The sequence below is a fragment of the Ideonella azotifigens genome (assembly GCF_006519715.1).
GTDB lineage: Bacteria > Pseudomonadota > Gammaproteobacteria > Burkholderiales > Burkholderiaceae_C > Ideonella > Ideonella azotifigens.
Genome location: NZ_VIDT01000088.1, coordinates 1 through 13,069 on the forward strand (window position 1 = coordinate 1; position 13,069 = coordinate 13,069).

The 13,069-nt window shown below is 66.9% G+C and carries 12 protein-coding genes; 5 read left to right on the top strand and 7 right to left on the bottom strand.

The annotated features are described in order from the left end of the window. Positions 1-196 precede the first annotated feature (196 nt). Both cobJ and FKP22_RS08275 read left to right on the top strand, forming a co-directional pair. Complete coding sequence (cobJ, locus tag FKP22_RS08270) at positions 197-1,225, top strand: precorrin-3B C(17)-methyltransferase (protein WP_141286871.1); 1,029 nt, start codon at positions 197-199, stop codon at positions 1,223-1,225. Next, positions 1,222-1,602: a (2Fe-2S) ferredoxin domain-containing protein gene (locus FKP22_RS08275; protein WP_141286872.1), complete on the top strand. Its 381-nt coding sequence runs from the start codon at positions 1,222-1,224 to the stop codon at positions 1,600-1,602. Before cobJ ends, FKP22_RS08275 begins: the two co-directional genes overlap by 4 nt. A 71-nt stretch (positions 1,603-1,673) precedes the next feature. On the opposite strand, the gene FKP22_RS08280 is transcribed toward FKP22_RS08275, so the two are convergent. Continuing rightward, positions 1,674-3,353, bottom strand: coding sequence for an FG-GAP-like repeat-containing protein (locus tag FKP22_RS08280; RefSeq protein ID WP_170200809.1), 1,680 nt, complete (start codon positions 3,351-3,353; stop codon positions 1,674-1,676). Between the two features lie 473 nt (positions 3,354-3,826). Between FKP22_RS08280 and FKP22_RS08290 the strand changes: the two genes are divergently transcribed. Both FKP22_RS08290 and FKP22_RS08295 read left to right on the top strand, forming a co-directional pair. Continuing rightward, complete coding sequence (locus FKP22_RS08290; RefSeq protein ID WP_141286874.1) at positions 3,827-4,960, top strand: type IV toxin-antitoxin system AbiEi family antitoxin; 1,134 nt, start codon at positions 3,827-3,829, stop codon at positions 4,958-4,960. After that, a complete protein-coding gene (locus FKP22_RS08295; protein WP_141286875.1) occupies positions 4,953-5,927 on the top strand; it encodes a hypothetical protein in 975 nt (324 codons plus the stop codon). Before FKP22_RS08290 ends, FKP22_RS08295 begins: the two co-directional genes overlap by 8 nt. On the opposite strand, the gene hpaI is transcribed toward FKP22_RS08295, so the two are convergent. The 4 genes from hpaI to FKP22_RS08315 are packed head-to-tail and all read right to left on the bottom strand — an operon-like array spanning position 5,851 to position 10,677. Further along, a complete protein-coding gene (hpaI, locus tag FKP22_RS08300; protein WP_310733313.1) occupies positions 5,851-6,651 on the bottom strand; it encodes a 4-hydroxy-2-oxoheptanedioate aldolase in 801 nt (266 codons plus the stop codon). The genes FKP22_RS08295 and hpaI overlap by 77 nt on opposite strands. Further along, positions 6,651-8,132 (bottom strand): NAD-dependent succinate-semialdehyde dehydrogenase, encoded by a 1,482-nt coding sequence (locus FKP22_RS08305; RefSeq protein WP_141286877.1) that lies wholly within the window; start codon positions 8,130-8,132, stop codon positions 6,651-6,653. The genes hpaI and FKP22_RS08305 overlap by 1 nt, the downstream gene beginning before the upstream one ends. 8 nt (positions 8,133-8,140) lie before the next feature. Beyond that, positions 8,141-9,670 carry a D-arabinonate dehydratase gene (locus tag FKP22_RS08310; protein WP_141286878.1) on the bottom strand — a complete coding sequence of 510 codons (1,530 nt, stop codon included), beginning with the start codon at positions 9,668-9,670 and terminating at the stop codon, positions 8,141-8,143. A gap of 26 nt (positions 9,671-9,696) precedes the next feature. Further along, a complete protein-coding gene (locus FKP22_RS08315; RefSeq protein ID WP_141286879.1) occupies positions 9,697-10,677 on the bottom strand; it encodes a tripartite tricarboxylate transporter substrate binding protein in 981 nt (326 codons plus the stop codon). A gap of 104 nt (positions 10,678-10,781) precedes the next feature. Between FKP22_RS08315 and FKP22_RS08320 the strand changes: the two genes are divergently transcribed. After that, entirely contained in the window at positions 10,782-11,726 is a 945-nt protein-coding gene (locus FKP22_RS08320; RefSeq protein WP_141286880.1) for a LysR substrate-binding domain-containing protein, read from the top strand. Between the two features lie 51 nt (positions 11,727-11,777). Here FKP22_RS08320 and upp read toward each other — a convergent pair whose 3' ends face one another. Then, the gene (gene upp / locus FKP22_RS08325) at positions 11,778-12,407 is read right to left on the bottom strand and encodes a uracil phosphoribosyltransferase (protein WP_141286881.1); all 630 of its coding nucleotides are present in this window, start codon (positions 12,405-12,407) and stop codon (positions 11,778-11,780) included. Between the two features lie 116 nt (positions 12,408-12,523). Continuing rightward, a partial coding sequence (locus tag FKP22_RS08330) for a DUF1688 family protein (protein WP_141286883.1) occupies positions 12,524-13,069 on the bottom strand: 546 nt, incomplete at its 5' end.

A 13,069-nucleotide genomic window follows, 5' to 3' on the forward strand; every position in this document is an offset into this window, starting at 1 on the left:
CGCGCGAGCAGATGCAGTCGCTGGAGCAGCAGTTCGTCTGGGCCACGGCCTGGCTGGCGCTGGCCTTCTGGGCCTCGCTGGGTGCCGCGGCGTTGCCGCTGTTCCGCCGCTTCCTGCAGCCCTTGTTGCTGGCCGGCCGCAGTGGTGCGACGCAGCCCATCGCGGCCCGCGCCTGACCTTCTCCGGAGCTTTTGCAATGACCACCGAGACAGTGACCGAGATCCAATCTCCCGACACCGCCAAGCCCGCCGGCAAGATCATGCTGGTGGGCATCGGCCCCGGCAGCCAGGCCCACATGACGGCCCGCGCCCGCGAGGCGATTGCCGAAGCCGACGTGGTGATCGGCTACGTCACCTACATCAAGCTGGTGGCCGAGCTGCTGGAAGGCAAGGAGGTCGTGCGCAAGGGCATGACCGAGGAGCTGGACCGGGCCGTCAGCGCGCTGGAAGCGGCGCGCGCCGGCAAGAAGGTGGCGCTCATTTCGTCGGGCGACGCGGGCGTGTACGGCATGGCCGGCCCGACCTTCGAGGTGCTGTTCCAGGCCGGCTGGACGCCGGACGACGAGGTCAAGGTCGAGATCGTGCCCGGCGCTTCGGCGCTGAACGCCTGCGCAGCCCTGGTCGGCGCGCCGTTGACGCACGACTTCTGCGCCATCTCATTGAGTGACCTCTTGACACCGTGGCCGGTGATCGCGCGCCGGCTGGATGCCGTCGCCAGCGCCGACTTCGTGGTGGCGCTCTACAACCCGAAAAGCGGCCGCCGCACGCGCCAGATCGTCGAGGCCCAGCGCCTGTTCCTGCGCCACCGCCGGGCGGACACGCCGGTGGCCATCGTCAAGAGCGCCTACCGCCGCCGCGAGCGCATCGAGTTCAGCACGCTGGACAGGATGGCCGAGGCCGACATCGGCATGTTGACCACCGTGCTGATCGGCAACAGCCACACCTTTGTGCGCCACGGTCTGATGGTCACGCCGCGCGGCTATGCCAACAAGTACGACCTGGACGCTGGCGGCGATACACGCGAAGGCGAAAAGCCCGGCCGCTCGCTGTCCACCGGCCTGCTGGGCTGGCTGGACACGCTGCAGGCCGAACATGCCGCAGGCGCCAGTGCCGAGGCGCTGGCGCTGCGCCACCGGCTGCCGCTGGACTACATCGTGTCGACCCTGTCCGAGCCGGTCGAGGCCGCAGAATTGGCTGACGCTGCCACTGCAGGAGACGAGGCATGAGCGACACAGCTTCTGCAGGCGAGTCCACCGACATCGCGGTCACCGTCACCAAACCCAAGATCGGCGCCTACCGCCGCCACCTGCTGGTCTGCACCGGCACCCGCTGCACCGCCAACGGCGAGTCACAGCAGCTGTTCGACAGCCTGGGCGACAAGTTCAAGGCAGCGGGCTTGAACGATGGCGAACTGCGTGTGAAGCGCAGCCGCGTCAGCTGCTTCGCCGCCTGCAAAGGCGGCCCGGTGATGTGCGTGCAGCCGGACGGCACCTGGTACTACAACGTCACCCCGGCCAACATGGACCGCATCATCGAGCGGCATCTGGTGGGCGGCGAGGTGGTCGAGGACCTGGTGTTTCACCAGGGGCCGGCGCTTGGCTGATGGCCGCGGTGTCGGCTGCCCGGACTCAGGCAAGGCGGCAACGGTCATCAAGGGACGCTGCCCCTTGAGGGTCAGGATCCTCGCTTTGGCGTCAAGGTGGCGATGCCCTCGGCATCCTTGATCTTGGCGCTAGGGTTTTGAGGTGCCTTTTGACCGAACAGGAACTTGGCTGCGGCAGCCTCGGGTGGGAACGACGAAAACTGGGCGGTGACGATGTCGAGGCGGCCGTCGTGGTTGAAGTCTGCCAACCCGAGCGCATGCGGCTCCTCGGCGACAAAGGCGGTGTAGAGCTTCTCGAATTGAGCGCTGGGCGCGCCAGCCGGCGTTCGATTCAGGTAGATGGTGATCGCGCCATTGCCTTGGCCGTCGGAGTTCAAGTTTGCCAACACAATGTCGATTGTCCCGTCGCCATTCATGTCGGCGAGCCGCAGGTCATAGGGAGCACCTTCCACCATGTTCTGCACGGTGAAAGCAGGCGTGGGTGCTGCGGTTGCCGTGCGATTCAGCAGCACGCTGAATGTCTTCCCGGTTTGCTGCGAGCTGTTGTTGGCGCTGACGAGATCAGGAAGCCCGTCGCCATCCACATCGCCGGTTTCCAGGCCGGTGACGCCGTCGGCAACCGGGACTGCGATCGCAGGGGCGAAAGTGATGGGTCCACCTGCCGCGGTGGTGTTGATCAGGATGTCTACCTCAGGGGCCAGAAGGTTGCCGACGGCGAGGTCGGGCTTGCCGTCGTGATTGACATCCAGGGTGCGCACCGAGAAGCTGTAGGAGCTCGCGCCGGGGCTGCTGGCGAGCGTGCCGACCTTGGTCAACTGAGGCGTTTCAGCGCCCTTCGGGGTGGTGTTCCTCCAAACCGACACGGTGCCGCTCACGCCTCCTGCCGTGGCGATGTCTTCGATGCCGTCGCCATCGAAGTCCGCGGTTGCCGCGTCGTAGGTGGCCGAGGACAGTGCGACATCGGTCCTGGAAAAGGCAAGGTCGTTCCCGCCAACTTTGGTGTCGTTCAGGAGCACGTAGAAAGCCGTCGCGTCCGAGGTCGAGACAATCAGGTCCGGGCGACCGTCACGGTTGAGGTCGGCACTGCTGACCCTGAACGGAGCGGAGGGAAGGGCAACAGTGATTGCCTTTGCGAATTTGGACTTCCCGGACTTCTCTGGCGTGGCGTTGCGCAGGATCGAGAGTGCGGGCGCGCCACTGCTGGCCGCGGTGAACACGGCGTCGGGCTGGCCGTCGCCGTTGAGGTCAGCGACCGCAGCGCCCTGCACAAAGTTCGAGATGCTTGACGAACCCGCTTCCAGCCAGACTTTTCCGGCGGTGGGCCGAGCCGCAGGGTTGGTCAATTTCAAGCCGAATTCCAGCGGCGTGCTGACCTGCCGGCCAGCGATTGGCACCGTGACCATCTTCATGGTTTGTCCGGGCTCAAAGCTGAGGGTTCCCTTGGTCTCGGTGTAGTCCCGCCCCGCCACGGCGGAACCGTCCACGGTGGCGAAATCGACTTGTGCGTACGATGCAATGTCGCTGCTGCGAATGACCTCGAATTGCACCACGGTGGTGAATCGGTCTGGTTGCGCCGTGGTGTCGTGGATAGCAAATGCAACGCCGGCAAAGGCGTGCGTTGCCCATGTCCCGGACAGCGCCATGCAGACGGCGGCCGAACGAAGGGCTGACACAAGAAAGGGAGAGCGGGTCATGGGGTTGTGGATGATTCGATGCCTGTGGCGGGCGATGGTGCCGAGGAGGGTGCGCAACTGGAACTTCAAAATGCCAGGCGGTGAAACGCCGCTGAAGCGACCTTGCGGTGGAAATTCCCAATCGGGAAAGTAACCTGCCGGACGACCGAAAGTCCTGCCCTTTCGATGACCAAATCGTGACTGTCCCGAACGGGAATGTCCTGAGGCCCTCGTGTGTCATGACGACGTTCCCCCAACCACCGCTGCCGCCACGACTGGTGAGTCATCAAGCCCAGGATTGGCGCCTGCCGCTGCACCGCCAATGGCGAGTCGCAGCAACTGTTCGACAGGCTGGGCGACAAGTTCAAGGCTGCCGTCCTGAGCGATGGCGAATTGCGCGTGAAGTGCAGCCACGTGAGCTTGGCCGCCTGCAAAGGCGGCCCGGGGGCGGGTTGAGCGGAGCAGGGGGCATATTTGCTGTGCAGCAAATATGTCTAAAACAGCTAATTTATGAGCTTGAGCTATATTGGCTGGGCAGCTAACATGAGCCCATGTCTGGCATCCTTCATGACGACAGCGACTTGGTGGCGGCCCTGCTGGAGGCGCTGACATCAGCGACCCAGCTCCACTGCCTGGCGCGCCGGGATGGCGTGCGCTTTCGCGACGGACATGAGGATGTGCGCGAGCTGGATGCGGCGCTGCAGGTGCGAATGCCTGACGGGCAAGTGCTTGAGCTTGCCATCGAGACCCGACGAACCGCCTATCCGAGAGATGTCCGTCTGGCGGTCGAGCAGCTCCGGGCCTACGAGGGCAGTCGAACCGAAGCTGCGCGGCAGGTGCCCGTGCTGCTGGTCGTGGCCGCTGACCACCTGAGCCAAGGTTCACGCGAGGCCTTGCGCAAGGCCGGCATCAACTACTTCGACACGAGTGGCACGCTTTATTTCCATCATGGCACTTGGCTGGTGGACATCGAGCGAGCGCCCCAGGCCCTGCCGGGGCGGCGCATTGGCAGTGTCTTTTCCGGCGCGCGTGAGCAGGTCGTGCATGCGATGCTGATGCATTGGCATCGCACTGCGGGGCGCGACTTCATTTCGGGCGCCGAACTGGCCCAGATGGCCGCGACTTCCGCCTACACCGTCTCCAAGACGATGCAGGAGATGGAGCGCCAGGACTGGGTGCAGTCAACGGGCGCAGGGCCGACCCAGCGGCGCCGAATTTCCCGGCCCGCCGAACTGTTGGATGCCTGGGCGGCTGTTTGGGCTGCGCGGTCCGAAGTGCGCAGTCGTTGGTACGGCTTCGCGCCAGAAGGCATCACGAGCGCGCTGGCCAAGGGGCTCGTCGAGCGAAATGGATGGGTACTTACCGGTGCGGCTGCGGCCAATCTGCTTGTTCCCACCTTGACCAGCGTGGACCGCGCGGTGGTCGTCGTGCCGCCAGGCAAGGGCGAGGATTGGGCAGAAGGGTTGAAGCTCAAGCCCGCGGACAAGGGTGCCAACTTCATGTTCATCGAACGCGAAGGTGCCGCGCTGCTGTTCGCCGAAGAGCTGCCGGATCACCCAGGCCTGCGCGCTGCCAGCCCCTTCGTCCAGTACCTGGACCTGCTGGACGGCGTGGGCCGCAACAAGGAACTGGCAGCCGAATTCCGGCAGCGCTACCTGAAGCTTGACGAGGCGAGCGATGTCTGACAAACCCAAGAAAGCCGCGGGGTACAGCCCCGACATGACGCTGGCGTGCGAGACCCTGTTGGTCTTGCTGCTCCGCGCCTTCGGTGAACTGGGCAGTGGCCTGCGTCTCATCGGAGGCTTGGTGCCGCGCTACCTCGCACCCGAGTCGCCGCCGGACGTGCCTGCCCACGTGGGATCCAACGACGTGGATGTGGTCCTCGATGTGGCGGTACTGGCGGGCCTCCAGACTCCGGGCGATCTGAGAGCTCGGCTGGAGAACGCCGGATTTGCCCCATTCCAGAACGGCAAGGGCGGGGAGAGCCGCTGGCAATGGGAGCGTGAGATCGACGGCAACTGGATGCGGGTTGACCTCCTGGTCAACACCACGGACTTCCAGGACTTCAAGCAAGTGCCCATCGCCGATGGCAGCCTGTTCGCAGGCGGCATGCCGTTCGCAGCCATGGCCACCGATTGGTGCCGCGAGCGGTCCTTGACGGTCGCGCTGCCCGATGGCGGCGAGACGGCGACGGAAGTCGTGCGGCATGCCGATGCCGGCGCCTTCATTGCACTCAAGGCGCTCGCCTTGGGCCGCCAGGAGCCCAAGGATGTGGCCGACATCGTCCACGTCCTTCGCTATCTTCCAGGCTCGTGGTCGGCGCTGTCTGCACTTTTTGTGGAACGCCTCCGACCCCGGGGCCCCTACCAGCAGGCCCTGCGCACCGCGCTCGACGCACTCGACCTGCATTTCTGTGACGACGCGCAGACAGAAGGCTTCCTCAAGGATGGCCCCAGTCGCTTCAGCGAGTTCCACGACATTCTCGATGAGGACGAGCGTTTGCTGGAGCAACGAAACGTCAGCGCGCTGGTCACCGCCTTTCTGGGCTCGGTCGAAGCCAGCGGGGCATGGGCATTCAATAAGGGCCGCCGCTCGGTACGGATGACGGGCCGCCCAGGCCGAATTCCGCGGCGCGCTGGCGCACTGCGCTGATCATCAGCGTCACGTCGATGCCCACGGCAACGAAGCGAGCGCCCAGGTCCAGGTAGCGGCGGGCCGCGGCCACGTCGCCGGTGAGCGTGCCGGCGGCCTTACCGCTGGCGTGGATGCGGCGGATCGCGTCGTCGATGGCGGCCTGCACCTCGGGGTACTGGGGCTGGCCGAGATGGCCCATGGAGGCGGCCAGGTCGGCCGGCCCGATGAAGACGCCGTCCACGCCGTCTACCGCGCAGATCGCCTCCAGGTTGGCCAGCGCGGTGACGGTCTCGGCCTGGACCAGAAGGCAGACTTCGTCGTTGGCGCGGTGGACGTAGTCGGCGCGAGCGCCCCAGCGCGACACCCGGGCCACCGCGGCGCCCACGCCGCGCACACCTTGCGGTGGATAGCGCGTTGCAGCCACGATGGCGCGCGCCTGCTCGGGCGTGTCCACCATGGGGACCAGCAGGTTCTGGGCGCCGATGTCCAGCAGCTGCTTGATCAGCGCGGGGTCGCTGTTCACGCTGCGCAGCACCGGCTGGCCGCGATAGGGGGCCACTGCCTGAAGCTGGGCCAGGCTGGCGCGCACGTCGTTGGGCGCGTGCTCGCCGTCGATCAGCAGCCAGTCGAAGCCGGCCGTGGCACAGATCTCGGCGCTGTAGGGATGGGCCATGGACAGCCACAGGCCGATCTGCGGCTCGCCGCGGGCCAGCGCGGCCTTGAAGGGGTTGCCGGCGGCGATCATGCCAGGCCGCCTTGGCAAAGGTACTTGATGTGCATGTAATCCTCCAGGCCGTGGCGTGACCCCTCGCGGCCGTAGCCGGATTCCTTGACGCCGCCGAACGGGGCCGCCTCGGCGGCAACCGCGCCTTCGTTGATGCCGACGATGCCGCATTCCAGCGCGCTGGCCACGCGGGCGATGCGCCGCACGTCCTGCGAGTAGAAGTAGGCGGCCAGGCCGAAGGGCGTGTCGTTGGCGTCCCGGAGCACCTCGTCCTCCTGCTCGAAGCGGAACAGCGGCACGACCGGGCCGAAGGTCTCCTCGGCGCACAGCGCGGCGGCCTTGGTGGCGCCAGCCAGCACCGTAGGGGCAATGTAGTTCGGGCCCAGCTCCTCGCGCACGCGGTGGCCGCCCACCAGCACCTTGGCCCCCTGCGCAACCGCGTCGTCGATGTGGCGCAGGATCTTGTGGACCGCGCGCTCGTTGATCATCGGCCCGATCTGTGCATCGGCCTCGGTGGCCGGACCGACGCGCAACGCACCCACCTGGGCCGCCAGCTTGTCGGCAAAGGCTTCGAACACACCGGCCTGCACGTAGACGCGGTTGGGGCAGACGCAGGTCTGGCCGCCATTGCGGAATTTGGCGGCCATCAGGCCCTGGACTGCGGCGTCCAGGTCGGCGTCGTCGAACACGATGAAGGGGGCGTTGCCGCCCAGCTCCAGCGAGAGCTTCTTGAGGGTCGCGGCCGACTCGCGCGCCAGGTGCTTGCCCACCGGCGTGGAGCCGGTGAAGCTGATCTTGCGCACCCGCCCGTCGGCCAGCCAGGCATCGACCACGGCAGGCGTTTGGGCGCGCGAGGCGCAGATGATGTTCAGCACGCCGGCCGGCAAGCCGGCCTGTTCGGCCAGGTGCACCAGGGCCAGGGCCGTCAGCGGCGTGTCCTCGGCAGGCTTGGCCAGCACGCTGCAACCTGCGGCCAGGGCCGGCGCGATCTTGCGGGCGATCATCGCCGCGGGGAAGTTCCAGGGCGTGATGACCGCGACCACGCCCACCGGCTCCTTGATCGCGAACATCTGCCGGCCGACCACCGGCGGGGCGATCACGTCGCCGCAGATGCGCACCGCTTCTTCGGCGAACCATTCGACATAGCTGGCTGCGTACAGCACCTCGGCCCGGCCTTCGGCCAGCGGCTTGCCCTGTTCGCGCGAGATCAGGCGGCCCAGGTCGTCCTGGTTCGCCAGGATCAAGGCCAGCCAGCGCTTGATGACCTGGGCCCGGGCCTTGGCGGGGGTGGCGCGCCAGGCCGGGAAGGCGGCGTAGGCGGCATCGGCCGCCTGTTGCGCGTCGTCGGCGCTGCTGTCGGGCACCTCGGCGATCAGGCGCTGGTTGGCCGGGTCAGTCACCGGCAGCGTGGCGCCGCCAGCCGCGGCGCGCCAGGTGCCGGCAATGAAATTCCGGGTGCGCAGCAGCTCGCTGTTGTGCAGGGTCAGGTCGTGTTGCATCGGGATGTTCAGCTCACAATTCCAAGGTGCCAGGGGACGAATTCATGGTCGCCCAGGCCAAGTTTTTCGCTGCAGGTGGCTTCGCCAGAGGCCGCACGCAGGATGTGCTCGAAGATCTGGCGGCCCATCTGCTCGATGCCGAGCTTGCCGTCGATGACCAGGCCGCAGTTGATGTCCATGTCTTCGCTGAGCCGCTCGAACATCGGCGTGTTGGAGGCCAGCTTCAGCGTGGGGGCCGGCTTGGAGCCGAACATCGAACCGCGGCCGGTGGTGAAGCAGATCAGGTTGGCGCCGCTGGCGATCTGGCCGGTGGTCGCCACCGGGTCGTAGCCGGGCGAGTCCATGAAGACAAAGCCGGTTTCGGTGATGGGCTCGGCATATTCGTAGACCGCGCGCAGCGGCGTGGTGCCGGCTTTCATTGCCGAGCCCAGCGACTTCTCGACGATGTTGGCCAGCCCGCCGGCCTGGTTGCCAGGGCCCACCACGCCGTTGAACTGGCCGTTGTGGCCGGCGGTGTAGCGCTTCCACCAGTCCAGCCGGGCCAGCAGCTTGCGGCCCACGGCTTCGCTGACCGCGCGGCGCGTCAGCAGGTGCTCCACGCCATGGATCTCCGGCGTTTCCGACAGGATGGCGGTGCCGCCATGGGCGACCAGGATGTCCATTGCCGCACCCAATGCAGGATTGGCGCTGATGCCGGAAAAACCGTCCGAGCCGCCGCATTCCAGGCCGATCTTCAGGTGGCTGGCGGGCACCGGCACGCGTTGGATGTCATTGGCCGCCGGCAACATGGCCTGTACGGCGGCGATGCCTGCCGCGATGGTGGCGCGGGTGCCGCCCGTCTGCTGCATCACCAGGCTTTGCAGCTGCCGGCTCTCATCCAGGCCTTGCGAGGCCATCAATTCAGGCACCTGATTGCGCTCGCAGCCCAGGCCCACGACGACCACGCCGCCCAGGTTCGGGTGGCGCGCATAGCCTGCCAGGGTGCGGCGCAGCACATCGAAATGTTCGCTGGGCGAGGACATGCCGCAGCCGCTGGTCTGGGCGAAGGCGACGACACCGTCCACATTCGGATAGGCGGCCAGCCGCTCCGGCGTGAACCATTCGGCCACCTTGTGGATCACCGTGGAGGAACAGTTCACCGAGGCGATCAGGCCGATGTAGTTGCGCGTGGCCACCCTGCCATCGGCACGCACGATGCCCAGGAAGGTGGCCCGCTCGTGCGCTGGCAACAGGGCCACGGGTTTCAGGTCGGTGCCGAATTCGTAGGCGAAGCCGTCGCGTTCCTCGTGGCGGATGTTGTGCGTGTGCAGGTACTCGCCGGCCTCGAGCGCACGCGCCGCGAAGCCGATCACGGTGTCGTACTTGAGGACGGCTTCACCCTCGGCGATGGCGCGGGCGGTGATCTTGTGCCCGGCCGGCACCTGGGCACGGGCGCGCAGGCCCATGCCAGCCAGGGTTTCGCCCAGCGCAATGGGGCGCCGGGCGATCAGCACGTTGTCCCGCGGGTGCAGGCGTATCAGCGGTGCGTTGTTTTGCATGAAGCCTTGAAGGAGGGCGGTGGTGGTCATCCCTTGGCAAGCAGCTCGCGCAGCTTGAGCTTGTCGATCAGCAGCTTTTCCTTCTGCATGGTCTGGGCCACGTACTTCTCGTAGTCCGGGCCGTCCAGGTACATCAGCGGCGCATCGATCCTGCCGCAGGCGGCAGCGAACTCCGGGCTGGCTGCGGCCAGCCTGAAGGCTGCGCGCAGCCTGGCCAGCACGGCAGGGTCCAGTCCCTTGGGCCCGCCAATGCCATTGGGCGCGTCCACCACCACCGGGAAGCCTTGTTCGCTGACGGTGGGCACGTCCTTGAAGTCATTCGTGCGGCGTGCTCCCAGCGTGCCCAGCAGACGCAGCTTGCCGGACTGCACATGCGGCGCCCAGGAACTGGAATCGATCAGCAGGTCGGCTTCGCCACCCAGCACCGCCTGCAGGGCCGGTGCACCGCCCTTGTAGGGGATGTGCAGCATCTCGATGCCGGCGACCTGGTTGAATTCCTCCATGCCCACATGCGTGGCACCGGCCACGCCCGCGCTGGCATAGGTCAGCTTGCCCGGGTGGGCCTTGGCATCGGCCACCAGCTCCTTGATGTCCTTCCAGCGCGCCTCGGCCTGGCACACGATGCCAAAGGTCTGGCCCGACACGCGGGCGATGTAGCTCAGGTCCTTCAACGGATCGAGCGGCACCGACCCCAGCTGCGAGAAGCGCGCCACCGAGATGGGAATCTGGCCGATGGTGTAGCCATCGGCCTTGGCCGCGGCCAGCGCGCGCAGGCCCAGCATGCCGGCCGCCCCCGCCTTGTTGTCCACCACGATGGTCTGGCCCAGTGGCTTGGCAGCCTCTGCGCACAGCACGCGCATCGTCATGTCCGCCGTGCCGCCTGCGGGCCACGGGCAGACGAAGGTGATGGGGTGGTCGGGATAGCCGGCGGCAGAAGCGCGGCTGGTGGCAGCGAGCGCAGCGGCGCTCAAGCTGCCAAGGATGAAGTGGCGGCGGCTGGCATGCATGGGGAATGTCTCCTGTTGTAGTGGCGCCCATTCTTCGCCTTTGGCTCATGGCGATCCAATCACATAGTGGACTGTCTTCATTCCGTCCAGGTTATGGTCGCGGGATGGCTGACATTGACCGTGTGCTGCGCTCCAACCTCAAGCTGCGCCACCTGCAACTGCTGGTGGCCCTGGATGAATTCCGCCACCTGGGGCGGGCTGCCGAGTTCCTGTCGGTGACCCAGCCGGCCGTCTCCAAAACGCTCGCGGAGATCGAGCGCATGTTCGAGCTGAGTCTGTTCGACCGCTCCACGCGCGGCACCGAGCCCACCCCGTATGGCGCCGCGGTCGTGCGCTTCGCCCGCTCGGTGCTGGCCGACTACGGGCGCACCCGTGACGAGATCGCATCCGTGGCCAGCGGCGCGGCTGGCCGCACCAGCGTGGGCTGCATGGTGGTGGCCATGCCGGTGCTCTTGACCCGGGCGGTGGCCTTGCTGAAGGCGCAATCGGCGCAGAGCACGGTGCTGGTGGAAGAGGGGGACCTGACCCGTTTGCTGCCGCGGCTGCGGGTGGGCGAGCTGGATCTGTTCGTTGGCCGGTTGGAACCTGGCTATGCCGCGCCGGACCTGGCGACCGAAGCGCTGTACGAGGAGCCGATGCGTGTCGTGGCCCGTCCCGATCACCCGCTTGCCAGGCAGGTCAGGCTGACATGGTCCGACCTCGCGCGCGAGCCCTGGGTTGTGCCTCCGCCCTGGGCTTCCTCGCGCATCAAGCTCCACCAGATGTTCTACAAGCATGGGCTGAACCCGCCGGCGGATCTGATCGAATCAGCTTCCTTCCTGGCCACGCTCAGCTTCGTGCGCGACCGCGCCGCACTGGGCTTTCTCGCCCAGCAGGTGGCGCTGCATTTCGAGCGCGAGGGCCTGCTCAAGGTGCTGCCCATCAAGGTGCCGATCGAATTGCCGCCGGTGGGCATCATCACGCTGCGCACTCGCGTGAACACGCCCAGCAGCGCGCAACTGATCCGTTGCCTGCGAGAGGTCGCAAACGAGTTGGTGAGCGGCCAGTAAGGCGGAGCGAAGGTTGGCAGGCAGCGCTGGGCCGAAGAGGCTGACGTGCAGCTACTTCGTCCCGAACAGCCGATCCCCCGCGTCCCCCAGCCCCGGCACGATGTAGCCGTGTTCGTTCAGGCCGCGGTCGATGGCTGCCGTGTAGACCGGTACGTCCGGGTGGGCTTCGGTGAAGTTCTTCAGGCCTTCGGGGGCTGCCAGCAGGCAGACGAAGCGGATGGACTTAGGGCGGGTTTCCTTCAGGCGGTCGACGGCGGCGACGGCGGAGTTGCCGGTGGCGAGCATGGGGTCGAGCACGATGGCGTCGCGGTTTTCCATGTCGGCCGGCATCTTGAAGTAGTACTCGACGGCCACCAGCGTCTTCGGGTCGCGGTACAGGCCGATGTGGCCGATGCGGGCACCGGGCACGACGTTGAGCATGCCGTCCAGGAAACCGGCTCCCGCCCGCATGATGCTGATGAACACGGTTTTCTTGCCGTCGATCACCGGGCTCTGCATGGGCTCCAGCGGCGTCTCGATGTCGATCAGCTGCGTGGGCATGTCGCGCGTCACTTCATAGGCCATCAGCATGCTGATCTCGCCCATCAGGCGGCGGAAGCTGTTGGTGCTGCGGTCCTTCTCGCGCATCAGCGTGAGCTTGTGCTGGATCAGCGGGTGGACAACGTGATGAATCTGGCTCATGACTGCCCCGCGTGCGATGGGTACATCGCCCGGCCCCCGGAGGGGGCGCGGGCCGGCTTGGGAGCGGCCTGGCGCTCGGCCCGCTGCTTCGACATGGGTGGGTTCAATTCAACTCCTCAAAACACCGTGCCGTCACTGGCGATGTTCAGCGGCGGCTTGCCGCCTTCGCGCAGCGTCCTGGCGATCTCGCGGCCTGCCGCCCAGGTGCCGCCTTCGAGGATGCAGGCCAGCGGCATCTCGGCCGCGGTCTTGCCGAGCCGGGCGCGCACCAGCGGTGCGAGTTCATCGATGAGCGCGACGGTGAGTGCGCGCCACTCGACGATGGCCTCGTTCGCGGCCGTGTACTGGCGCTCTGCGAAGTTTGGGTCGCGCGGCAGCAGCACCTGCGTGTCCAGCAGCAGGCCGCCGTTGCGGTACTCGGGCAGGCCGGTCATGCCGTCCAGCTCGGTGAGCGTGATGCCGGCCCACTCGAAGGGTTCGAGAAGAGAGTAGGTCAACCACTGGCTTAGCTTGTGGAACGGCACCCAGCCGGCGGTGGGGCCGCTGCCGCCCGCGGCGGGGTGCTGCCAGCAATCGCCCAGCGGCACGCCTTCAAGTTCGCTGCCGGTGAGCCAGATGGGGCTCAGGTGGTCGAGCAAGGCCTGCAGCACGCGCGGCGCGGG